The organism is Streptomyces sp. A0592 (assembly GCF_004795115.1).
Classification (GTDB): Bacteria; Actinomycetota; Actinomycetes; order Streptomycetales; family Streptomycetaceae; genus Streptomyces; species Streptomyces erythrochromogenes.
This window is the reverse complement of sequence record NZ_SSBM01000029.1, coordinates 55068-76959: the sequence shown is the minus strand read 5'-3', so window position 1 is coordinate 76959 and position 21892 is coordinate 55068. Positions and strand designations below refer to the sequence as shown.

The 21892-nt window shown below is 73.9% G+C and carries 19 protein-coding genes and 1 pseudogene; 13 read left to right on the top strand and 7 right to left on the bottom strand.

Going from position 1 to position 21892, the window contains the following annotated elements; all coding sequences use genetic code 11:
* Positions 1 to 25: 25 nt before the first annotated feature.
* The 4 genes and pseudogenes from E6U81_RS30455 to E6U81_RS30435 all read right to left on the bottom strand — a co-directional run bounded on the left by E6U81_RS30455 (position 26) and on the right by E6U81_RS30435 (position 5382).
* Positions 26 to 1969 carry a hypothetical protein gene (locus E6U81_RS30455; RefSeq protein ID WP_136233245.1) on the bottom strand — a complete coding sequence of 648 codons (1944 nt, stop codon included), beginning with the start codon at positions 1967 to 1969 and terminating at the stop codon, positions 26 to 28.
* Positions 1970 to 2294: 325 nt separating this feature from the next.
* Entirely contained in the window at positions 2295 to 2732 is a 438-nt protein-coding gene (locus E6U81_RS30450; protein WP_240804104.1) for an STAS domain-containing protein, read from the bottom strand.
* Positions 2729 to 3757, bottom strand: a pseudogene (locus E6U81_RS30445) (cobalamin-dependent protein); the annotation flags it as partial. The pseudogene E6U81_RS30445 and the gene E6U81_RS30450, both read right to left, overlap by 4 nt.
* Positions 3758 to 3882: 125 nt before the next feature.
* On the bottom strand, positions 3883 to 5382 hold the full coding sequence (locus tag E6U81_RS30435) for a PP2C family protein-serine/threonine phosphatase (RefSeq protein ID WP_136233259.1): 1500 nt from the start codon (positions 5380 to 5382) through the stop codon (positions 3883 to 3885).
* Positions 5383 to 5804: 422 nt separating this feature from the next.
* On the opposite strand from E6U81_RS30435, the gene E6U81_RS30430 reads away from it, so the two are divergent.
* From E6U81_RS30430 to E6U81_RS30410, 5 genes are all read left to right on the top strand, one after another.
* Positions 5805 to 6152, top strand: a complete 348-nt coding sequence (locus tag E6U81_RS30430) for an STAS domain-containing protein (RefSeq protein WP_136233242.1) — start codon at positions 5805 to 5807, stop codon at positions 6150 to 6152.
* Positions 6153 to 6219: 67 nt separating this feature from the next.
* Complete coding sequence (locus E6U81_RS30425) at positions 6220 to 6651, top strand: ATP-binding protein (RefSeq protein WP_240804103.1); 432 nt, start codon at positions 6220 to 6222, stop codon at positions 6649 to 6651.
* A 93-nt stretch (positions 6652 to 6744) separates the two neighbouring features.
* On the top strand, positions 6745 to 8532 hold the full coding sequence (locus tag E6U81_RS30420; RefSeq protein ID WP_240804102.1) for a diacylglycerol kinase family protein: 1788 nt from the start codon (positions 6745 to 6747) through the stop codon (positions 8530 to 8532).
* An 11-nt stretch (positions 8533 to 8543) separates the two neighbouring features.
* Complete coding sequence (locus tag E6U81_RS30415; protein ID WP_136233240.1) at positions 8544 to 9497, top strand: YihY/virulence factor BrkB family protein; 954 nt, start codon at positions 8544 to 8546, stop codon at positions 9495 to 9497.
* A 49-nt stretch (positions 9498 to 9546) separates the two neighbouring features.
* Positions 9547 to 10380 carry a phosphatase PAP2 family protein gene (locus tag E6U81_RS30410; protein ID WP_136233239.1) on the top strand — a complete coding sequence of 278 codons (834 nt, stop codon included), beginning with the start codon at positions 9547 to 9549 and terminating at the stop codon, positions 10378 to 10380.
* A gap of 311 nt (positions 10381 to 10691) precedes the next feature.
* Here the strand turns inward: E6U81_RS30410 and E6U81_RS30405 are convergent, their stop codons facing one another.
* The gene (locus E6U81_RS30405) at positions 10692 to 10985 is read right to left on the bottom strand and encodes a DUF1905 domain-containing protein (RefSeq protein ID WP_136233238.1); all 294 of its coding nucleotides are present in this window, start codon (positions 10983 to 10985) and stop codon (positions 10692 to 10694) included.
* Positions 10986 to 11039: 54 nt separating this feature from the next.
* Positions 11040 to 11546 carry a MarR family transcriptional regulator gene (locus E6U81_RS30400; RefSeq protein ID WP_136233237.1) on the bottom strand — a complete coding sequence of 169 codons (507 nt, stop codon included), beginning with the start codon at positions 11544 to 11546 and terminating at the stop codon, positions 11040 to 11042.
* A 137-nt stretch (positions 11547 to 11683) separates the two neighbouring features.
* On the opposite strand from E6U81_RS30400, the gene E6U81_RS30395 reads away from it, so the two are divergent.
* From E6U81_RS30395 to E6U81_RS30360, 8 genes are all read left to right on the top strand, one after another.
* The gene (locus tag E6U81_RS30395) at positions 11684 to 12853 is read left to right on the top strand and encodes a PP2C family protein-serine/threonine phosphatase (protein WP_136233236.1); all 1170 of its coding nucleotides are present in this window, start codon (positions 11684 to 11686) and stop codon (positions 12851 to 12853) included.
* 69 nt (positions 12854 to 12922) lie between these two features.
* Entirely contained in the window at positions 12923 to 13474 is a 552-nt protein-coding gene (locus tag E6U81_RS30390) for a MarR family transcriptional regulator (RefSeq protein ID WP_136233235.1), read from the top strand.
* Positions 13475 to 13644: 170 nt separating this feature from the next.
* Positions 13645 to 14937, top strand: a complete 1293-nt coding sequence (locus E6U81_RS30385; protein WP_136233234.1) for a fused response regulator/phosphatase — start codon at positions 13645 to 13647, stop codon at positions 14935 to 14937.
* On the top strand, positions 14934 to 16625 hold the full coding sequence (locus E6U81_RS30380; protein ID WP_346766185.1) for an ATP-binding protein: 1692 nt from the start codon (positions 14934 to 14936) through the stop codon (positions 16623 to 16625). The genes E6U81_RS30385 and E6U81_RS30380 overlap by 4 nt, the downstream gene beginning before the upstream one ends.
* On the top strand, positions 16622 to 17080 hold the full coding sequence (locus E6U81_RS30375) for a response regulator (RefSeq protein ID WP_136233232.1): 459 nt from the start codon (positions 16622 to 16624) through the stop codon (positions 17078 to 17080). Before E6U81_RS30380 ends, E6U81_RS30375 begins: the two co-directional genes overlap by 4 nt.
* Positions 17081 to 17102: 22 nt before the next feature.
* On the top strand, positions 17103 to 17465 hold the full coding sequence (locus tag E6U81_RS30370; protein ID WP_240804107.1) for an STAS domain-containing protein: 363 nt from the start codon (positions 17103 to 17105) through the stop codon (positions 17463 to 17465).
* Positions 17466 to 17611: 146 nt separating this feature from the next.
* On the top strand, positions 17612 to 18373 hold the full coding sequence (locus E6U81_RS30365; protein ID WP_136233230.1) for a restriction endonuclease: 762 nt from the start codon (positions 17612 to 17614) through the stop codon (positions 18371 to 18373).
* Positions 18370 to 19587 carry a phospholipase D-like domain-containing protein gene (locus tag E6U81_RS30360; protein WP_136233229.1) on the top strand — a complete coding sequence of 406 codons (1218 nt, stop codon included), beginning with the start codon at positions 18370 to 18372 and terminating at the stop codon, positions 19585 to 19587. Before E6U81_RS30365 ends, E6U81_RS30360 begins: the two co-directional genes overlap by 4 nt.
* Positions 19588 to 19604: 17 nt before the next feature.
* Here the strand turns inward: E6U81_RS30360 and E6U81_RS30355 are convergent, their stop codons facing one another.
* Entirely contained in the window at positions 19605 to 21440 is a 1836-nt protein-coding gene (locus E6U81_RS30355; protein WP_136233228.1) for a glycoside hydrolase family 15 protein, read from the bottom strand.
* Between the last annotated feature and the right edge of the window lie 452 nt (positions 21441 to 21892).

Genomic DNA, 21892 nt, shown 5'->3' with positions numbered 1-21892 from the left:
CCCGGCCGGGACCCCGGGCCGCCGGTCAGTCGCGGCCTCCTCCCGCTCCGTCGAGGGCGGTGACGGTGCCGCCGCCGGCGAGGGTTCCCGTCAGGGACACCGGGCCGTCCGGGCCGGGCCAGGGGGCGGCAAGGGTGCGTCCGGCGGCGCCGGCGCGGACCGCTCCGGTCGCCGTGACCGCGCTGACCTGCCTGCTTCCTGCGGCAACCAGGTACCAGCGGCCGGCCGGGGAGCGCCAGCGGAAGCCCGCGAGGAGGTGCTGGCCGAACCGGCCGCAGGCGGCCGTGGACCGGGCCCGTGCCACGTCCTGCGGTGTTCCGGCCTCCAGGCGCAGCCGGACGGTGACGTCGCCGGGGCCGGCCCAGCCGGAGGCCCGCGTGCAGGACCAGACGGCGCGGCCGGCGCCGTCGGGCAGCTGGGCGGCCGCGAAGTCCCAGACGTTGACGGCCCGGTACGCGCCCCCGCGCAGTTCGCCGAGCCCGCAGGCCTGGCGCGCCCAGGCCGCGCGGGCCTCGGGCCCCGTGGCTTCGCGCGGCTGGCGGGCGGGGACGGCGGCGGGGCCGTCCGGGAGCGGTGTGTAGGTCAGGTGTACGGGGGACAGCGCACCGAGGTCGGTGAGGACGAAGGAGTGCTTCTCGACGATGCGGGTCGAGGAGGTGAGTTCGAGGACGGGCCAGGAGGCACAGGAGCCGCCGGCCGGAGGGACTGCGGCCGGGGCGGTGACCCCGTCGGCGGCGACGTCGAGTGCGTGTCCCGTGTCGCCCGCCCGGAGCAGGTCGCGGGCGGCGGCCGTCGCGATCCAGGGGGCGAGGAGGTAGCGGGCCGACGCCCCGTCGGCGGCCCGGTACAGGGTGAGGGCGGCCGCCGTGGTGACCCCGGCGTCGTCGGTGCGGGTGACGTCGAGCGTGCGGCGGCCGCCGGAGCCGGTGGTGGTTTCGCCGTAGCGCACGACGCGGTCACCGTCGCGCATGAGCACCACCGCGCGGCCGTCCAGTTCGCCCGCGTAGAGGAGTTGGGGCGGCTGTGCGGGCGGTTCGGCCGTGGTGCCGGGCGTCGTGGCGACCGGCGTCGTGCCCGGCGCGGCCCAGGTGCCGAGGGCGCGGGCCAGCAGGCCGCGGTCGCCGGTCCGGCCGCCGCGGGCGGGCCAGGCGGTGAAGTCGACGCGGGCGGTGTCGGACCACGCCTCGGCGGAAACGCGCTGGAGCCGGGCGGGGTCCAGCGCCGCGGCGGCCGCGGACCCGGCGGCCGGCCGTACGTCCGGGCCCGGGCGCGAGCCGTGGACGGAGAGCACGGTGAGGGTGAGCGCCATGGTGGCGAGAGCGGCCCAGCAGGCCCGCGCCCTGCGGCGCCGTCTCAGCAGGTCGGTGGGGCGGGCGCTGACCACGCTGGCGTCGAACTCCGGTCGGCGCAGGGCCCGGAGCTGATCCTCGGCGACGGGCAGGGCGAGGGCGTCGCGTACGGCGCCCGCCGGATCGGCGGCCCCGGACCCGCCGAGGAGGCGTACGGTCTCGTCCTCCCCCAGGTCGTCCAGGCGGAGCAGGACGAACGCCGCCCGCACCGGGGCGGGGGCCCCGCTCAGCGTCCGGGCGGCCTCGTCGATGCCGCCCGCGGGCGGCCACAGCCGCAGCCCCCACACGAAGGGCGGGACGGGCGGCCTGCCGATGCGGGCCCAGGCGGTGCCGGCGGGTCCCGCAGGGGCGAGGGCGGCGCGCAGGACGCGGGAGCGGACCAGCGCGAGGTGCCGGTCGGGCCCGTCGGCGCCTCCCCCGGCCGGGGCGGGTCCCGCCGGCGTGCCGGAGCGGGGCAGTGCCCGCTGCACGGCCTTGTGGGCCAGCAGGACTCGGGGGTGCCGGCCCAGCGAGTCCGGGAGCGTCAGGTAGGCGAGCCGGACCAGTCGGGGGTAGTGCTCGACAAGGACCGCCTCGGCCTGCTCGACGGCGTCCGGGCCGAATCTCTGAGAGGTGCTCACGCCCGCGTCAAACGAGTGATTCCTGCGATGGTCACACACCGCGCCCGCGACCACCGGCGCCGCGGCCCGTCGGACCGGTGGCCACCGCGGTGGCTGAGCAGGCGGTGGGGGCCTTGCCGCTCTACGGCTTGTCGGGACAGTCGGCCTCACTCCAGGTCGCGACGAGGTCACGGCAGACGACCGTGAGCGAGCCGTTCCGGAAGGCGATCTCTACCTGCCGGTCATCGCCGTGGCAGTCGGAGTGCTCCCGGGCAGTCGCGAAGGCCCGGGCGCCGGCGGCCAGTACGCGTCCGCCACCGCGGGGGGTGCGTACCCTGCGGAGCAGTCAGGTGCGGGGGTCCGGGCCGGCGGGCGGCGTGTTGGGCACGTTCTCCTCCCCCGAGCCGCCGCTCGCGGTGCCGCCGCCGGTGCGGCGCAGTGGCTGCGGGCCCGCGCCCGCCGTGAGGTGGTCCAGGGTGCCGGTGATCTCCAGGATCCGGTTCAGCTGTACGGTCCGGCCGTCGATGTGGAGCCCCGCGCCCGCCTTGTCGGTCAGGCGCCGGACCATCAACAGCGCCGCCAGGCCGCTGGAGTCGACGGCCGAGAGCCCGGCGCAGTCCAGCCGCAGGTCCCGCAGCCCGGGATGCGCGGCCAGGAGACGGTCGACGGCCCCGATCAGGCGGTCGGCGTGGAGGTGGTCGAGGTCACCGCTCAGCTCGACGCGCACGGCCTCGTGCGAGGAGGTGTACGTCAGGCCCAGCGGGGCGGAGGGCAGACTCGTCATTCGGCGGTCCCGGCGGCGGTGAGGAGGGTACGGGTCAGATCTGCGGCTCCGGCCCGCAGGATGGCGGTGGCACGGGGGAAGTCCTGCAGTTCCCGCTCCAGGAGCTCCAGGGCGGGCAGCAACGAGGCGGCCGGGACGCCGCGGGCGTCCAGGACGCCCGCGGTCCACAGCAGGAAGCCCCGGAAGAGTTCCTCGTCGCCGGTGTAGAGGGCGGCGGCCAGGAACTCGACGATGTGGGAGAGGTCTTCGGCGGTGCGCTCGCGCTGTACTTCGGTGTAGGCGCGCATAGCCGGATAGGCGCTCTCCAGCTGGTGGAACACGGCCCGGACCAGCCGCGGGCGGCTCCGCGCGACGAGCGTGTACTCCTGGTCGTCGAGGTGGGGCAGATCGTCGACGGCCTGATGCCCCGGCCGGGGCCGCGGCAGCGGGCCGCGGGCCAGCTCGTCGGCGGCGGCCCGCGCGTCGGGGGCCCAGGCGTCCGCGCCCAGCAGGCGGGCGTAGCGCCCTTCGGGTCCGAAGGCGGCGCCGCCCACGATCACGGGTGTCCCGACGGCCTGGCAGGCGGTGATGGTCGCGTGCGCGGCGGGCAGCCGGGTCGCGAGGGAGCCGGAGAGGGCCACCGCGTCCGGGCCGGTGCGGTGCAGGTGCGCGACGAGGTGCGGGGCGGGGACCTGCGCGCCGAGGTAGTCGACGTGCCAGCCCCTGATCCGCAGTACCTCGGCCAGGAGCCGGGCGGGCAGGGCGTGCCATTCGCCGTCCACGCAGGCCACCGTGACCCGGCCGCGCGTCGGTTCGGTGCGCGCCGACGGGTGCAGTGCGACGGCGGCGACGGCGCGGTCGTTGATGGCGGTCGCGGCGTGCTCCTGGGCGACGGTGATGCGGTTCGCCGCCCACTCCCGGCCGACCCGGCCCTGTACGGCGGCGATGACGTCGAGCAGGAGGTCCTCCGCGCTCGTGCCCCCGTCCAGTGCGCGGAGCACCGTACCGACCGTGGCGGTCTCGTCGAACGCCATCACCGACTCCCAGACGCGCGCGCGGAGTTCCTCCGGCGCCGACGCGCCGGGCGTGGCGGTGGCCGTGGCAGTGGCAGTGGCAGTGGCAGTGAGGGTGGCAGGGGCGCAGGCAGGCGCCAGGCCTGTGTCGTGCGGGCTCACGCGGTGAACCGCCCGCGGGTGTGGCCGTCGACGGCGCTGAGGTGGTTGGTGCGCGGCGCCGAGATCGCGACGACGGCCATGTCGTCGTGGCGGCCCGCCCCCACCCACTGGGAGGTGAGCATCTGCACGTGCTCCACGACGGCCTCGGCGGGCATCGCCGCACACCCCGACAGGGCGCGGCGCAGCCGCTCCTCCCCGAACATCGCACCGCCCATGGGTCCTCCCCGTGCCTCGCTGATCCCGTCGGTGTACAGCACGCAGGTGTCTCCGGGGGCCAGTGTCACGCGGGCCGTCTCCGTGGTGATCTCGGGCAGCGCGCCGACCAGCGTGCCCTTCGTCCGGGCCTCCTCCACCCGGCCGTCGGAGCGCAGGATCAGCGGGGCGGGGTGTCCGGCGCTCGTCAGGCACAGCCGCACCGCGTTCCCGTCCCGGGAGGCGGAGGCCAGCACGATGGTGGCGAAGCGGGTGCTCTCGGAGTTGAGCAGCGAGGTGTTGAGGAGGCTCAGGACCCGGTGGTGGTCGTCGGCCATCGGGAGGAGGGCGTGCAGGGTGTTGCGGATCTTGCCCGTCATCACCGCCGCCTCCAGTCCCTTGCCGCACACGTCCCCGAGGACGACGAGGGAGGGGTCGCCCTCCTCGGCGGCCGGGTGCACGTCATAGAAATCGCCGCCGACCCGCTCGTGGTCCTTCGACGGCCGGTAGCCGCCGGCGTACTCGACCCCGGAGACCTGGTGCAGCGGGGGCGGCAGGAGCTCGCGCATCAGGGTGTCGGTGATCGACGCCTGCTCCGCGTAGAGCCGGGCGGCCGACATCGCGGCGCCGGCCCGGGCGGCGAACAGGCGGGCGAACACCTCCTCGCCCTCCGTGAACGCGTTCGCCCTGTCGGTGCGCAGCAGTACCAGGGCGCCCGCGGGCACGCCGTGCCCGGGCAGCGGCGTGATGACGATCGACCCCACGGTGTCGAGGCCGTCCGGCACCAGCCAGGCCGGGGCCGCGGCCGGGTCGAGCCAGCGTGAGGGAACGGGCGGGAAGCCCTGGAGCGCCTCGGCCAGCCCCGGTACCCCCTCGGGGTCCACGACCGCCCGGGACACCGACGGGCTGCCTCCGCGGACGCACGACACGATCGGAAGCTCGGAGCCGTGCAGGGGCGCGAACACCAGGGCCGCGTCCGCGAGGTGGTCGGCCGCCATCTGGGCCGTGACGTCCATGCACCGGTCGAGGTTGAGGGACGACAGCAGGAGGTTGGAGGAGCGGACCAGGAACGCGGTGCGTTCCCGTTCCGTCCACAGGGCTTCGCGTGCCTGCCTGTGGTCGGTGTCGTCCACAAGCCACCACACGACCGCGCCGTCGTCACCGGGGGTCGGATGCGCCTCGTACGAGCGGTCTCCCACCGGCCCCCGGGCGGTGCCGGCTCCGGCGGGCGGGCGCTGTGCGGGAAGGGGCGCGGTGTGGCGCGCGTGGGCCGCGGCCAGCCATCCGGGGACCGTGTCCGCCATCGCCGCGCCCGGGCGGGCGTCCGGGAACACCAGCCCGGCCGCCTTGTTGGCGTGGACCACGACAGCACGGGCGTCGGCCACCAGCACCGGGTAGGGGACCTGATTCCACAGCACGCCCTCGGCGGGCGAGCTCGGCGTCGTCTCGGTGGAAGGAACCAAACGTTGAAGGCCCGCTGAGCGGACCCCTCACCTCTTCATCGCATCATCACGTTCATCACGTCGGAAGGACCTCAAGCAAGATCGGCACAACAGTTGTCCTACGGCAACCATCCTCCATGTGCCCTACACCGTGCAACCGGGCCCCCGCTGAACGTGGTGTCGAGGGATCATCCCTCCGGGTGGCGACGTGCCGCGGTGCCGCACCGTGTGCCGGTGCGGATACCCGGTCACCGGGCCCGGACACGATGTAGGAGGATGTCCCGGTGACAGGAGAGGAAGCGGTCGTCACCACGACCACAGAACGCGATGCGACCGTGATCAGCTTGTACGGCGAAGTCGACGAGGACAATGCGCCGTTCCTGGCCCGCGCCCTCGCGCAGGCCGCGGCGAGCGGCCTGCCGCGCACCTTGGTGGACCTGTCGGGAACTCGCTTCGTGGACTCCTCCGTGTTGCACGCGCTGCTCGACGCGCAGCGGGCCCACGCGGCCGCGGCGGCTGTGCTCGTTCTCGCCGGCCCGCTGCAGACCGCGGTCCGGCGACTGTTCGAAGTGACCGGATCCGCAGCGGCGTTCCGCATGGCGGACAGCGTGGCGGCAGCGATGACATGCTGACCCCCACCCCACGTCCCCGAACGGGTCGACACGGTACGACCCGTGCGGCCATGGGCAGGCGATGAGTATGAACCGACCCCCGCCGTCCGACGCGCCCCTGGGCTCGCAGCGGCACCGCGAGGACGCCGCCGGCGACCGGCACGCCGCACCGCCCGTCTCGGCGGCCGCGGCCCGTGAGCACGTCCGCGAACTGCTGCTCCTCGCGGGCGTGGACCTCGACAGCGTCATCGCGGCGGATGCGCTGCTCGTCACGTCGGAGCTGGTCACCAATGCGATCCGGCACGGTCACGGGGTCACCGCCTTCCGGGCCGACATCGCGGACGACTTCCTGCGCCTGTCGATCGCCGATGCCAACCCCCGCCTCCCCGCGGCCCGTACGGGGACGGTCGACCACCCCGGCGGGTACGGCTGGCCGCTCGTCCAGCGCCTGACGGAGCACGTCGACTGCAGCACCCGTCCCGACGGCAAGACGATCACGACGGCCCTCCGCCTGAGCTGACCCGTCCCGGGAGGCGGTCGCTGCTGTGGGCCGTCCGCCGGCAGGCCGGCCGGCGGACGCATCATCCGGCGGTGACGGGCAACAAGGGCCTCCATGACGACGGAGAACGACGGGCCCGCGAGACGCTCCCGGATGGTGTGGCTCTTGGCGGCCCAGACCACCTCGATGGTGCTCCTGGGACTCTGGGTGACACATGTGGCGGCCGGCCACTGGCCGCTCACCCTGGAGGGCCGGCTGTCCCAGGCCTTCGCCACGCATCGCAGCCCGGTCGGCAACGGCCTCACCGCGGGGCTCTCGCTGCTCGCCAGTACGGAGGGCATCGTCGGTGTGACGCTGGTCTGCGTGGCCGCGCTGCTGGCGCTGCCGTCCGCCCCGCGGTGGGTGGAGGCCGTGTTCCTGGGTGCGTCGGTCGCCGTCCAGTCGGCGGTCTTCCTCGTCGTCACCTTCTTCGTGGAGCGGCCGCGCCCCGATGTTCCCCAGCTGGACGGGGCGCCGCCCACGTCGAGTTTCCCCTCGGGGCACGTCGGCGCGTCCGTCGCCCTGTACGGCGGGCTGGCGACCCTCGTACTGAGCCGTACGCGCGGCCCCTGGCGGTACCTCACGGCCGGGCTGCTCCTGCTCGTGCCGCCCGCGGTCGGGCTGTCCCGGGTCTACCGGGGGATGCACCATCCGTCCGACGTGCTGGGCGGCCTGCTCAACGGGGCCGCGACCCTCCTCGTGCTGGGGTCCGTGTTCCTGTCCGGCCACGGCGCCGGCGGCGGCCGGACACCGGAGCGGGCTCCGGGCGGCGGGGCAGGGGCCGTACCCGCGCGGCCGGGCCGGCCCGGTCCCGTGGGCGGGCGTCGTGGGGGCGGGAGGGTCGTCGTCGTGCGCCATCCCCACGGCTGCCCGGACGAGCTGGCCGCCGAGGTGCGCGCCCGGCTGCAGCGGCACGGCTTCACCGTGCAGCGCTGGACCTCGACCACCGTGGACCGGCCCGGCGGGAGCCTTGCCGAGGAATGTGCCGCGGGCGGCGTGGACCTGGTCGTCGTATGCGGCGGCGACGGCACCGTACGCGTCTGCGCCGACGTCGTCGCCGGCACCGGAATCCCACTGGCGCTCGTGCCCTGCGGCACCGGCAACCTGCTCGCCCGCAATCTGGACCTCCCGTCCGATCCGGCGACGGCCCTCGACGAGGCGCTGGCCGGCGGCGACTTCGGGATCGATGTCGGCCGGGTGGAGGGGGACGGCCTCGCGCCGACCCGGTTCACCGCCATGGCGGGGGCCGGCTTCGACGCCGCCATGGTCCGCGACGCCTCCCCGGTGCTCAAGGCACACCTGGGCTGGGCGGCGTACGCCCTGTCGGCGGTCCGGCACCTGCGCGACCCCCGCATGCGCCTGTCCCTCCGCCTCGACGGGGGCCGCCGGATCCGGCGGCGGGCCCGCATGGTCGTCATCGGCAACGTCGGCTCGCTCCAGGCCGGCCTGGAACTGCTGCCCCGGGCCCGCCCGGACAGCGGCCGGCTGGAGGTCGTGCTCTTCGACCCGCGCGGAGCCGCCGGCTGGCTCGCCGTGGCGGCCCACCTGGCCGCCCGCGTCGTACGGCGTCCGGCCGCGGCCCCCGCATCCCGCGGGCCGGACGGGGCGGTGTCCGTCGCCGCGGGATCGCTGGAGTACTTCAGTGCCGGCCGGATCGAGGTGCGCTTCACGCGGGCCCAGGACCGCGAGGTCGACGGCGACACCATGAGCAGGGGCACCCGGCTGACCGTCGACACCGAACCGGGCGCCCTGCGGATACGGCTTCCCCGCGCGCCCGGCGGCGCAGCCGCTGCCGGCGCCGCTGCCGCGCCGTCCGGCGTGCCCGAGGGCCGCTCACGTACCGCACCCACCGCGCACCTCTGAGGAGACCGACGATGGGAACTGCCACCCGGGTACCGCAGCGACGTGACGTGCGGGGCGACGAGCTGTCCGGCGACGAGGCATGGACGGCGCTGCGCCGGTACGGCGGCTGGCGCCTGGCCCGGGACTCCTTCGTGCGCTTCCGCTACGCGGACGGCTTCAGCCACTCCCGCGCCCTGGCCCTCCAGACCGTCCTGTCGATCGTGCCTCTGGCCATCGCGGCGATCGGCCTCTCCAGCGTGCTGCACACCGAGGACATCGGGCGCGTGGCCGAGCTCACGATCAGCCGGTTGACCAGCGGCCCCAGCCAGGAAATGGTCGACGAGGCCCTGCGCGAGAGCCGTCGGCACGCCGGCGACGGCGGGCAGGCGGCCCTGTGGCTGGGTCTGTTGTTCTCCCTCGTCAACGTCACCACGAGCCTGTGCCAGGTCGAGCGCGGCGCGAACCGCATCTACGGCAACGAACGCGACCGGCCCTTCCTGCGCAAGTACTCACGCGGCCTGGTCATGGCGGTGCTGGCGGGGCTCCCCCTGGGGCTCAGCTTCGTCCTCATGGTCCTCGGCTCCGACCTGACCCGCGCGTTCGCCGAGGTGTACCACTTCGGCCCGGCCACCATCCGCGCCTGGGACGTCCTGCGGTGGCCCGTCGGCGTCCTGCTGGCCGTGCTCGCCACCAGCGCGATCTTCCGGCTCTCGCCGCGCCGTGCCCAACCGGGCTACACCTGGCTCGCCTTCGGCGCCGTCGTCCACCTGGTGCTGTGGCTCGGCGCGACCTGGGCGCTGAGCCTCTACGTCGGCGCCAGCAGCTCCTTCACCAGCGTGTACGGGCCCCTCAGCGCGATCATGTCCCTGCTGCTGTGGTCCTACCTCACCTCCCTGGCCCTGTTCCTCGGCCTCTCCTTCGCGGCCCAGCTGGAAGCCGTGCGCGCGGGGACGAAGGAGCCGATCGTCCGGGACCCGGGCGTCTGAGACCGCGCCCACCCGAATCACCCCTCCCCCGAAGGCAGGTACCGCTCCCATGGCACAGCGCACGGCCCGTTCCCGACGCCTCGGCACCCTCCGGGCGCTGCTCGCCCGGCACTCGGGGCCCGACGCGGCCTTCGGCCGCAGACTGGTGCTGGCCGTGACGGCCACGGCCGCGGTGGCGGTGCCGTTCGCCCTGGCCCTGGTACTCGTCGAGTCCCGGTGGCCGCCGCTGTACCGGCTCGACCGTGCCACCGCGGAACGGCTGCACCGCACCGCCCTCGAACACCCGGCCTGGGTAAGCGTCCTGGACTTCTTCACGGGCGTGGTGTGGGACCCGGTGACCATGCGGCTGCTGGTGGCAGCCCTGGTGGTGTGGCTCCTGACCCGGCGGGCCTGGCGGCTGGCGACCTGGGCCGCCGTCACGGCGACGTCCGGGGCGCTGATCGGGTTCCTGGTCAAGAGCGTGGTGGAGCGGGCCCGTCCGCACCTGCCGGAGCCCGTCGCCCACGCGCCCGGCTTCTCGTTCCCCTCCGGCCATGCCATGACGGCCACGACCTCGTGCGCCGTCCTCCTCCTGGTGCTGCTCCCGCTGGTGCCCCGCGCCTGGCGGCCGTTGCCTTGGGCCCTCGCGGCGACGGCGGTCCTGGGGGTCGGCTACACCCGGGTCGCCCTGGGGGTGCACTGGGTGAGTGACGTCGTCGGGGGCTGGCTCCTCGGCGTCGCCGTGGTGACGGCCACGACCCTGGCCTTCGAGGCCTGGCGGGCCGACACCGGGCGCCCCCGTACGGCCGTGAGCGAGGGCCTGGAGCCCGAGATCTCCTCCGACGCCGACCCGGAGGCCCCTTCCGACGGGGCTGCCGTGGCGTCTTCCGACCAGGCCACTTGACGCTTCTTCACCTCTGCTGCGAGCGGCCGGGTTTGAAGTCCGGCTTCCGGGTCAGACGCGTGGTGTCGGAAGTCGACGACTTCCGGTACGGGCTCCGCCGCAGGGCGTCCTCCCCCTGGCGCCGTGCGGCAGGCCCGGCTGAACGACGGGCTGCCGCCGGACCCCGTACGGCACCCGGACACTCGCACTTCCCGGCCGCCTCCCGCGCCGGAAGGGCAGGGTGACCGGTGAACCCCCGGCGCCGGCGCTCGTACCGCCGCCCCCGGGCAGCGGGCCACCGGCGGCAGCAGCCCGGTCCTCCCCGACCCGTGTCAGCCGTGCAGGCGAACGGTCATCCCGACGGTGACCTCGTCCCCCGCCACCAGCCCCAGCGGCGTCCGGACGGCTTTCCTGACGGGCAGCCAGTACCCTCCGTCCTTCGGGAACAGCGACGTCTCGAAGGCGACTTCGCCGATGCCGGCCGCCACGGGGACGACGCCCCAGCCGTACGTGGCCATCGCCGCCACCTGCTGCACGTCGGCGGCGCGGTCTTCCGGCACGGGGACGAAGTAGAAGGGCGCGGGTCCACGCCACTCGACCACCCGGCCTTCGAAGACGATGTGCATGGGGGCTTTCCTTCCTCGGGACGGTGACGGGCGGCGCGGGACGACCCGCTCACCCTATGCGAGGGCCGTTCTGGTGGTGAGGGAATCCGGGGCCGGCAGTCGCAGCGGCTTCGCGACCGCCGCGCAGAAGTCGGCGAGTCCCGAGGCCAGGGCGGCCCGGGAGGCTTGCGGCATCGCGGCCATCGCCTCGGCCAGTACCTCCTGCCTGCGTGCGCGCAGCCGTTCGAGGTAGGTCCGGCCCGCCGGCGTCAGCCGGAGCAGCACCTCGCGGCGGTCGTCCGCGCCCGGGTGCCGTTCGAGGAAGCCGACGGCCTGCAGGCGGTCGCAGAGCCGTGTGACGGACGGCGGGGCCGCCTCCAGCAGCCTGCCGAGCTCGCGCAGGTTCAGCTGGTCGTTCCCCTCGACGAGGAACAGCACGCGGGCCTGCGCGGAGGAGACGGGCGGGACGCTGGCGGTGTCCCGGCCCCGCTCCCAGACCACCTCCAACAGCTCGATCAGCTCGCTCATCTCCGCCACCGCCGACACGGCGGGCCGCGGGGAGCCGATCGACGGCTGACTCATGTGACACTCCCTACCGGACGTACGCGCAGCCCTTCCCCGGCGGACCGGCGGCTTCGTCGTCCCCCATCTTGGCAGTTGCGAGGAAGACAGGTACGTGGCCGGTGATTGAGGGCGAAGGCGGCGTGGGAGCCGGAAACGTGGAACGCGTGCTGCGCGACGCGGCGCCGCACGAGGTGTTCGAGAAGGTCCGCGGCGTCCTGACCCGCGACCACGGTGCCACGGGCGCCGAACTGCTGATGGCGGACTACGCCTGCGCCCGGCTGCAGCCCGTGACGGCGCGGCCCTTCACGGCCGAGTCCGTGTCGGCGTACAACAGCCCCGAGGGCCGGGCCTTCGGCTCCCAGGAGCCGCACGTGGTGTCCCGGGAGGGCGGGACCACCGTCCATCTGCCGGTGAGCGTGCGCGGCGACCGGCTCGGGGTCCTGAGCGTCCGCCACCCGGCCGACGTCCGGGTCGGCGGACTCCTCGGCGCGCTGCAGGACGTGGCGGACGCGCTGGCCCACGAGATCCTCGTCGCCGACCGCGACACCGACTTCTTCCTCCAGGCTCGGCGGGCCAGGCGGCTCACCCTGGCCGCCGAGATGCAGTGGGAGCTGCTGCCGGGGCGCTCATGCTCCCGGCCCGAGTACGACCTCGGGGCCCAGCTGGAGCCCGCGTACGCCATCCACGGCGACAGCTTCGACTGGTCGGCCTCCGCCGACCATCTGACGCTGACCGTCAACAACGGCATGGGCGAGGGCATCGACGCGGCGCTCCTGACCAGTCTCGCCGTCAGCGCCCTGCGCAACGCCCGGCGGGCCGGCCTCGGCCTGGCCGACCAGGCGGCGCTGGCGGACCAGGCCCTCTACGGCCAGTACCAGGGACGGCTGCACCTGGCGATGCTGCTGCTCCGCTTCGACCTGGACACCGGGGAGGTCGAGGTGATCGACGCCGGGTCGCCGCGGGTCTGGCGGCTGCGCGGGGGCACGCTGGAGCCGTTCGGCCTGGAGGCGCAGCTGCCGCTCGGGATGTTCGAGGACACCGTCTACACCTGCCAGCGCTTCCGGATGCTTCCCGGGGACCGGCTGTTCTTCCTGAGCGACGGTGTCTACGACGTCCTCTCGCCCGCGGGCGAGCCCTATGGTCTGCACGCCCTGGCCCGGGCCGTCACGAACACCCGGCTGCTGCCTGCCTCGCAGGTGCCGCGCGCCCTGCTGGAGGAGCTGCCGGGGTACCGGGGCGGCGTGGACGCCGTCGACGACGCGATGGTCGTCTGCCTGGACTGGCACGGCCGGCCCGGTACGGAGTCCGGCGGCGCAGAGCGGTAGGCGCGACCGCGGAGGGCGGTGAGGGGTGAGGGGTGGGCCGCCGGAACGCGACGGTGGCACAGTGGGGGCATGACCCGTCCCCGCCGCTCCGGCGCGTACGAGGAGCCGGCCGCGACCCTCGCGGCCGCGGCGGAACTCCTCGCGGTGCTGCACGCCAGGGGCCAGGACGGGGTGAAACCCGCCGTATCGCCGTCGCAGCTGCGGGCGCTGCTGGCCGTCGAGGGGGCCGAGGGCATCAACCTGCGGACGTTGAGCGACGTGCTCGGCTCGCGCCCGCCGTCGGTCACCCGGCTCTGCGACCGGCTGGAGGCCATGGGGCTGCTGGTCCGTTCGCCGCGTCCGTCCAGCCGGCGCGAGGTGGAGCTGCGGCTCACCCCGCGGGGGCGGGCGCTGCTGGACGAGCGGCGGGCGATCCGGATGCGCGAGCTGTCGGCCGTGCTCGGCCGGATGGCGCCCGAGGCCGTGGACGCGCTGATCGCGGGTCTGACGGCGTTCCGGGAGGCGGCCGCGGAGTCGTACCCGGCCGGCGGCCCGCCCGCGGCCACCGCTACCTCCGCCGCACCGGCCGCCCCGGGGCCGGGGGCGACGTCGGCGCCGGCCCGGGTACCGGACAGCGCCTGACGGCCGGCGGTCCGTGGGGGGCCGTGCCGGGCCCGTCCGTCGGCATGGCAGAATCATTGAGTTCGTAAAATATTGCCCACCGGCAAATGATCACTCTAGGCTTACCCGACGCAACCAGGCGTCCGTCGGGCATCCACCGTCCGAAACCAAGAAGGGGCAGACGCGACGCCATGGTGAGCATTTCCGGGCTGGGGGCCCAGAGCCCGGCCGCCCGCACCCCGCAGCAGGCGGTGATCCCGCCACGGCAGGCGTCCTCCGCGAATCCGGACGACTCGCTGGCCCTGTGGAACGGCGTACCACCGTACGTCCTGCTCATCGAGGACGACGAGGGCGACGCCGTCCTCGTCGAGGAACTCGTGGAGGACAGCGGGATCGAGGTCCGCCTCGGCCGGGCCCGGTCCCTCGCCGACGCACTGCACCTGCTGGAGGCCGAGGCACCCGAGTGCGTCCTCCTCGACCTGCACCTGCCGGACGCACAGGGCCTGGACGGCCTGGAGAAGGTCCTCACCGTGTCCGCCGAGGCCGCGGTCGTCGTCCTGACCGGCCTGTCGGAGGAACGGGCGGGACTGACGGCCGTCGCAGCCGGCGCCCAGGACTACCTGGTCAAGGGGCGTCTGGAAGCCGATGTCTTCATGCGGGCCATCCGCTACGCGATCCAGCGCAAGCGCACCGAGCTGGCGGCCGTCGCCCTGGAGGCGGGCAAGCTCCGCGCCGAGGAGAACGCGCGCCTCGAACGCGGACTCCTGCCCACACCCCTACTGCTCGACGATGCGCCCGATGCCGTCAGCGTCTGCGCCCGCTACCACCCCGGGCGCGCCCAGACACTGCTCGGCGGTGACTTCTACGACGTCGTCCAGACCCCGGACGGGGCCACGCACGCCGTCGTCGGCGACGTATCGGGCCACGGCCCCAGCGAGGCGGCGCTCGGCGTGTGCCTGCGCGTGGCCTGGCGGTCCTTCGTCATGGCCGGCGCCCGCGGCGCCGAACTGCTCGGACTGCTGGAGCGGATCCTGCTGGCGGAACGCTCCGGCCCCGAGATTTTCGCCACCCTCGTCTCCCTCACCCGTCCCGGCGGTACCCGCACCGTCTCCGTGCAGCGCGCCGGACACCCCGGTTTCCTGGTCCGCTCCGCGGCCGGCGTGGAGCTGCGCACCGTTCCGGGAGGTCCCGCGCTGGGCATCGTGCCCGGCTGGGGCGCCGGCTGGCCCGTCACCGAGGTGCCCGTGGAGGCCGGCGGCGCAGTGATGCTCTTCACCGACGGCCTCATCGAGGGGCGCATCGGCCCCGGCTCCGACCGCCTCGACGAGGAGGGCCTCCTGGAAATCGCCCGCAAGCACGCCGACCTGCCTGCAGAACCGTTCGTCGACACCCTCATCCAGACGGCGCAGGGCCTCGCCGCGGACTGGGGCGGCCTGGCCGACGACGTCGCCGTCCTCCACCTCGAATGGAACTCCCCCACGTGACCTCCCCCGCACAGACTCCCGCGCCACCCCGAGGACGGGCGCCCGACCACCAGGGGCCGAGCCTCCGGTTCTGGCTGACCAGCGTGCTGGTCGTGCTCGCCCTCATGGTCGTCGGGACGGGCGCGCTCGGCGCCACCCTCCTGTCGCACACCACCACGACAGGGAACCGGCTCGTCGACGGGATCCTGCCCGCCCAGCGGGACGCCCTGCGGCTGGAGACGGCCCTCCTGGACCAGGAGACAGGGGTCCGCGGCTACCTGCTGGCCGACGAACCCGCGCTCCTGGAACCGTACGAACGCGGCCTGCCCAACGAGACCGAGGCCGCCCGGCGCCTGGCGGCGGTCCTCGACGACGACGGGGTGCGCGAGGACCTGGCGGCCGTACAGGAGGCAGCCCGGACCTGGCGCGACGAGTTCGCGACCCCCGCCATCGCCGCCGTGGAGAACGGCACCGCCCCGCCGTCCCTCCAGGCCGGCAAGGACCGCTTCGACGAGGTCCGCCGCCGCATCGCCGCACAGCAGGAGCGCCTGGACCGCATCCAGGCCGATGCCCGCACCACCTTCGGCGAGGCACGTTCGCAGCGCGACCACATCCTGCTGGCGATCGTCGTGGCCTTCCTGCTGGCCGGCTCCGCCCTCGCCGTCCTGCTCCACGTGGGCGTGCTACGGCCGCTCGCCCTGGTGCGGACCGCATCCCGGCGCGTCGCGGACGGGGCCTTCGAAGAGGAGATCCCGCTGCGCGGCCCCTCCGATCTACGGGCCCTGGCCCAGGCGGTGGAGGCCATGCGGCACCGGACCGTGGCCGAGCTGACCGCCTCGCGGCGCAATGCCGAGCGACTCGACCGCACGGCAGCCGAGCTCGACGCCCAGGCGGTGGAGCTGCGCCGTTCCAACGCCGAGCTGGAGCAGTTCGCGTACGTGGCCTCGCACGACCTGCAGGAGCCGTTGCGCAAGGTCGCCTCCTTCTGCCAGTTGCTGGAGAAGCGGTACGGGGACCGGCTCGACGAGCGCGGCGCGCAGTACATCGGCTTCGCCGTCGACGGCGCCAAGCGGATGCAGGTGCTGATCAACGACCTGCTGACGTTCTCCCGGGTGGGCCGCGTCCAGGACGCGAAGGAGACGGTCGCGCTGGACGGCCCCCTGGACCGGGCGCTGCGCAACCTGGCCGCAGCGGTGGAGGAGAGCGACGCGGAGATCGTCCGGCCCGACCGCCTTCCGGACGTGGTGGGCGACCCGACGCTCCTGACGATGCTGTGGCAGAACCTGGTGGGCAACGCCGTCAAGTTCCGCTCGCCCGACCGCGCTCCGCGCGTCGAGGTGGCCGTGGTCGACGATCCGGCCGCGGAACCGGGCTTCTGCACCTTCGCCGTCACCGACAACGGCATCGGGGTACCGGCCGAGTTCGCCGAGAAGGTCTTCGTGATCTTCCAGCGGCTGCACGGCCGGGAGACCTACGGCGGCACCGGCATCGGCCTCTCGCTCTGCAAGAAGATCGTCGAGCACGCGGGCGGTCGCATCCGGATCGACACCGACCACCGGGAAGGCACCCGGATCGTCTTCACGCTGCCCGACGCCTCTGCCGCGGCTTCGGCCACGACGTCCGCCACCGGCGGCGCGGAGGAGACCACGGCGTCCGAGGCCGATGCCGCGCCGCCCGCCCCCGTACCCACACAAGGAACCAGCCGATGAGCAGCCCCGCAGAACGGCCCCAGGCCACCCCCGCCGAAGTCCTGCTGGTCGAGGACGACGCGGGCGACGAGCTGATGACCCGCGAAGCCTTCGAGGACAACAAGATCGGGAACGTCCTGCACGTCGTGCGGGACGGCCTGGAGGCCCTGGACTTCCTCTACCGCCGTGGCGAGCACGCGAACGCCCCGCGGCCCGACCTGATCCTGCTGGACCTGAACCTGCCCAAGTACGACGGACGGCAGGTCCTCGAACGGATCAAGACGGACCCGGATCTCAGCCACATCCCCGTGGTCGTACTCACCACCTCGGCCGCCGAGGAGGACATCCTGCGCAGCTACAAGCTGCACGCCAACGCCTACGTGACGAAGCCGGTGGACCTCGACCAGTTCATCCGGGCGATCCAGCAGATCGACGACTTCTTCGTCACCGTGGTCAAGCTCCCCCGCACCGGGTGAGGAGAAGGAGGACGTGAGCAGCATGGACACGTACAACGCCGAAGCGCGCAGCCAGGTCGAGACCCGGTCCGAGGGGGACGTGCGCATCGTGGTGATGGCGGGTGAGTTCGACATCGACAACGTGGCCGATCTGCGGATCGCATTGGACCCCACAGCGCCCGGTGTCACCCGGTTCGTCCTGGACGTGGCCGAGGTGACCTTCGTCGACTCGGCCGCGCTCGGCATCATGCTGCAGCCCGTCCTGCACCGGCCGGTGGTCCTGGCGGGCACCGTGCCGCGCCGGCTGGCCCGGCTCCTGGAGATCACCGGTGCCGACCTGGCCTTCGCCACCGCCCCCAGCGTGGCCGAGGGCACGGTCATGATCGTCCCGCCGCGGACGGGCTGAGCGGCCTTTCGGGGACACCCGACCGGTTTGAGAACCGGAATCGCGGCCATACGGGCGTCGAACAGGCTTCGGCATCCGCCGCGGTCCCCGCTCCGACACCGGTCGGGGCGGGGACCGCGGTGTGCCGGGCGAGAGGGGGAACAGTGATGACCACACCCGAGGAGGACGCGCCCGCGTCCATACGGGGCGCCGGTTCCGCGCGGCGGTCCGGATCCTTCGGCCGCGACGCGGTGCTCGCGCTCGGGCTGCTCGGCACCGGCATCGCCGGCGGTGCGGCCTTCCTCAAGGCTGCTGCCGCGACGGGCGGGGGCCGGCTCCCGGTGGCGCCGGTCGCCGCCCTGACCGTACTGCTGCTCGGCGCGCTCCTGGCGAAATGGAGTTTCGCTCCGGTCCGGCGCCGGGTCCGTGACCCGCGGCCGACGGCGTACGCGGAGCCTCCGGCGGAGCTGCCCGACATCGGGGGTGACGCCATCGACCACGCCGCGGTCGACGCGGACGGCTTTGAGCACACGGTGGCCGCCCTGTGCGCGCGGGACGGCTGCACCTCGGTGGAGGTGGTCGGCGGCGCGGGCGACCTGGGCGCCGATGTCCTCGCGACGACGGCGGACGGGCGGCGGGTGGTGCTCCAGTGCAAGCACTACGCCGAGGACAACCGGGTCGGCTCGCAGGACCTCCAGCGCTTCGGCGGAACCTGCTTCGCGGTCCACGGGGCCGACGTCGCCGTCATCGTGACGACCAGTTCCTTCACCGCTCCGGCCGCCGAGTACGCCGACGCCTGCGGGATCGTGCGTGTGGACGGCGAGGACCTGGCCGCCTGGACCGAACTCGGGGCGCCTCCCCCGTGGGAGTCGGCCGCCGGCGCTCCTGTCCCCGACCCTTCCACCTCTGCCCGAGGAGCCACGTCATGACCACCACCGACAGCGGCACCACCCCGGCCGCGAGCACGGAAGCAACCGGCGCCGGAGCCGACGAACGCATCCACCGCATACGCCGCCGCCTCGAACGCCTCATCGGCATCGCCGCCACCGAGGGGAACTCCGTACTGCCGCTGCGCAACGGCGACGCGATCTTCTCCGCGATGCTCGACGCCATCTCCTCCGCCCGGCACACCGTCGACATGATGACCTTCGTGTACTGGAAGGGCGACATCGCCCGCCGGTTCGCCGAGGCCCTGGCCGAGCGGGCCCGCGACGGCGTGCGCGTACGGCTGCTGCTCGACGGGTTCGGCAGCCGCCTGATCGAGCAGGACCTGCTGGAGCGGATGAGCACGGCCGGGGTGGACGTCGCCTGGTTCCGCAGACCCGTCTTCCTCTCCCCCCTCAAGCAGAACCACCGCTGCCACCGCAAGGTCCTCGTCGTCGACGAACGGACCGCCTTCACGGGTGGCGTCGGCATCGCCGAGGAGTGGTGCGGCGACGCCCGCAACCCCCACGAGTGGCGCGACACGCACGCCGAGGTCCGCGGGCCGGCCGTCGACGGGATCGCGGCGGCGTTCGCCCAGAACTGGGCGGAGTGCCATCCCGAGCTCTTCGACGGGCGCGACCGTTTCGTCAGCCACGAGCCGGCCGGTTCCGCCGTCGTCCAGGTGGTGCGCGGCTCGGCCGCCTTCGGGTGGCAGGACATGCAGACGCTGATGCGGGTCGTCCTGGAGTCCGCGGAGGAGCGTGTGCGCCTGGCGACCGCGTACTTCGCCCCCGACGACTACTTCGTCGAGCTGCTGTCCGCCACCGCCCGCCGGGGCGTCACCGTGGAGATCCTGCTGCCGGGCCCGCACACCGACAAGCGGGTGTGCCAACTGGCGGGCCAGCACCACTACGAGGCGCTCACCGCCGCCGGGGTGCGCATCCACCAGTACCAGCCGACGATGATGCACGCCAAGATCATGACGATGGACGGGGTGGTCTCCCTCATCGGCTCGTCGAACTTCAACCGCCGCTCCCTCGACCACGACGAGGAGGTCATGCTGGCCGTCATGGACCCGGCCGTCACCCGGACCCTGGACGAGCACTACGACCAGGACCTCCGGTGCAGCACGCGCATCGCCCCGGAACGCTGGCGCCGCCGCTCCGTCCTCCAACGTGCCCGGGAGCTCTCGATCCGGCCGCTGCGCCGCTTCCTGTGAGCGGCGGGGACGCCGCGTCAGCCCAGAGCACGGTCGAGGTTGAAGGCGGCGCTGATCAGTGAGAGGTGGGTGAAGGCCTGCGGGAAGTTGCCCAGTTGTTCGCCGGTCGGGCCGATCTCCTCGGCGAACAGGCCGAGGTGGTTGGCGTAGGTGAGCATCTTCTCGAAGGCGAGCCGGGCCTCCTCCAGCCGGCCTGCGCGGGCCAGCGCCTCCACGTACCAGAACGAGCAGATCGAGAAGGTGCCTTCGGGGCCGTGCAGGCCGTCCGGACTGGCGGTCGGGTCGTAGCGGTACACCAGCGAGTCGGAGACCAGATCCGTGCCGAGCGCGTCCAGCGTGGAGAGCCACTTGGGGTCGGTGGGCGAGATGAACTTGGCCATCGGCATCATCAGGAGCGAGGCGTCCAGCACGTGGTCGTCCAGTCCCTGGACGAACGCCCGTCGCTCGGCCGACCAGCCGCGCCGCATGATCTGCCGGTAGATCGCGTCGCGGGACTCCCGCCAGCGGGGCAGGTCCGCCGGCAGACCGCGACGGTTCGCCATGCGCATCGCGCGCTCCAGCGCCACCCAGCACATCAGCCGCGAGTACACGAAGTTCCGCCGGCCCGCCCTGGTCTCCCACACCCCCTCGTCGGGCTGGTCCCAGTGCTCGCACAGCCAGTCCACCACGGCGCCGACCTCGTCCCAGCGGTCACTGCTGATCGGCTGCCCCCACTTGTCGTAGAGGTAGATCGAGTCGATCAGCGCACCGTAGATGTCCAACTGGAGCTGGCCGGTGGCGGCGTTGCCGACCCGGACCGGACCGGAGCCCAGGTACCCCTCCAGGTGGGGCAGCTCGTACTCGGGCAGCTCGGTGCGCCCGTCGATGCCGTACATGATCTGCAACGGCCCGGTCTCCCCCGTGCCCCGCAGGATGCCCCGCTCGGAGATGAATCCCATGAACGCCTCGGCCTCCGTGGTGAACCCCAGGCGCAGCATCGCGTAGACGCAGAAGGCGGCGTCGCGGACCCAGACATAGCGGTAGTCCCAGTTGCGTTCGCCGCCGATCTGCTCGGGCAGGCTGGTGGTCGGTGCGGCCACGATGGCGCCGGTCGGCGCGTAGGTGAGCAGCTTCAGCACCAGCGCGGAGCGGTTCACCATCTCGCGCCATCGCCCGTGGTAGCGCGAACCCGCCAGCCAGCGGCGCCAGAACCGGACGGTGGCCTCGGCCTGCTCCTGCGCCTCGGCGCGCGGGCACGACCGGGGCGGGGCGTCGTCGCCGACCTGGTCGAGGGCGAACACATTGGACTCGCCCTCGATGAGCTTGAAGTGCGACCACACGTCCAGACCGTCGGTTTCCAGGGGTGCGGTGGCGGTCAGTGCGAGCGTCAGCGACGGGGAGCGGAACACCGCCGTGCGGCCTTCGAGGTGCGTGGTGTGCGCCTCGGCGCCGTAGCCGAAGCGGGGGGCGATGCGCGCCCTGAACGGGAGGGTCCCGCGGACGCACACGATCCGCCGGATCAGGCGGTGCCGGGCCGCCTCGCGCGAGTCGTCGACCACGGGCATGAAGTCCTGGATCTCCGCCACCCCGTCCGCGGCGAAGAACCGTGTGATCAGCACGTTCGTGTCGGGGAAGTAGAACTGCCTGGTGCGGGTCGGGACCTCGGCGGCCAACTCGAACGATCCGCCCCGATCGGCGTCGAGGATGGACGCGAAGACGCTGGGCGCGTCGAAACGCGGGCAGCAGTACCAGTCGATGGTGCCGTCCGTGCCGACCAGGGCAGCCGTGCGAAGATCGCCGATCAGTCCGTGCTCGGAGATCGGGGTGTAACGGCCACCGTACCCCTGCTCGAAACCAGCCGCGCCGAACGCCATACGGGCCTCCCTGCCGCTCCGGCCGGGACCTGGGGGTGAAGCCCTGCCTCCATGCTAGACCGCTCCGAGGGTGTCCAGCACGGCGCGCACGGCCGCGGCCACGACGGACGCCGGCTCCCCCGCCTGCGCAGGGCCCTGGCCAGGGTTCGCGAAGACGCTCGGGTGCGCAGCGGCAGCGGTCCGGGCCTGTGATCGAGACGCCGGACGGCGGACATGGTGGCCGAGTCCTGCGGGAGGTGGACCAGGCGGCTGTACTGGCCGCAGTGCTCGTCCAGGTCGGCGGCCGCGTGCTCGGCCGGATACCCGGCCAGTACGTCGACCAGCGTGTCCGGAAGCGCCCGGCAGGCCGCGACGGCTCTCGCGGCCGCCTCGATGTCGTCGGCCACCGCCGTGCGGAACACCGTCGCCACGCGCTCCTCCAGGCTCGGCTCCAGCACGGAGCCGCCCGCCTC

Bases quoted from the DNA above. Each gene is read 5' to 3' on its own strand.
- E6U81_RS30435 (WP_136233259.1), bottom strand. From the start codon at position 5,382: ATGGCGGACACGGTCCCCGGATGGCTGGCCGCGGCCCACGCGCGCCAC.
- E6U81_RS30390 (WP_136233235.1), top strand. From the start codon at position 12,923: ATGACCCGTCCCCGCCGCTCCGGCGCGTACGAGGAGCCGGCCGCGACC.
- E6U81_RS30400 (WP_136233237.1), bottom strand. From the start codon at position 11,546: ATGAGTCAGCCGTCGATCGGCTCCCCGCGGCCCGCCGTGTCGGCGGTG.
- E6U81_RS30370 (WP_240804107.1), top strand. From the start codon at position 17,103: ATGGACACGTACAACGCCGAAGCGCGCAGCCAGGTCGAGACCCGGTCC.
- E6U81_RS30450 (WP_240804104.1), bottom strand. From the start codon at position 2,732: ATGACGAGTCTGCCCTCCGCCCCGCTGGGCCTGACGTACACCTCCTCG.
- E6U81_RS30420 (WP_240804102.1), top strand. From the start codon at position 6,745: ATGACGACGGAGAACGACGGGCCCGCGAGACGCTCCCGGATGGTGTGG.
- E6U81_RS30410 (WP_136233239.1), top strand. From the start codon at position 9,547: ATGGCACAGCGCACGGCCCGTTCCCGACGCCTCGGCACCCTCCGGGCG.
- E6U81_RS30375 (WP_136233232.1), top strand. From the start codon at position 16,622: ATGAGCAGCCCCGCAGAACGGCCCCAGGCCACCCCCGCCGAAGTCCTG.
- E6U81_RS30425 (WP_240804103.1), top strand. From the start codon at position 6,220: ATGAACCGACCCCCGCCGTCCGACGCGCCCCTGGGCTCGCAGCGGCAC.
- E6U81_RS30405 (WP_136233238.1), bottom strand. From the start codon at position 10,985: ATGCACATCGTCTTCGAAGGCCGGGTGGTCGAGTGGCGTGGACCCGCG.
- E6U81_RS30385 (WP_136233234.1), top strand. From the start codon at position 13,645: ATGGTGAGCATTTCCGGGCTGGGGGCCCAGAGCCCGGCCGCCCGCACC.
- E6U81_RS30365 (WP_136233230.1), top strand. From the start codon at position 17,612: ATGACCACACCCGAGGAGGACGCGCCCGCGTCCATACGGGGCGCCGGT.
- E6U81_RS30355 (WP_136233228.1), bottom strand. From the start codon at position 21,440: ATGGCGTTCGGCGCGGCTGGTTTCGAGCAGGGGTACGGTGGCCGTTAC.
- E6U81_RS30360 (WP_136233229.1), top strand. From the start codon at position 18,370: ATGACCACCACCGACAGCGGCACCACCCCGGCCGCGAGCACGGAAGCA.
- E6U81_RS30415 (WP_136233240.1), top strand. From the start codon at position 8,544: ATGGGAACTGCCACCCGGGTACCGCAGCGACGTGACGTGCGGGGCGAC.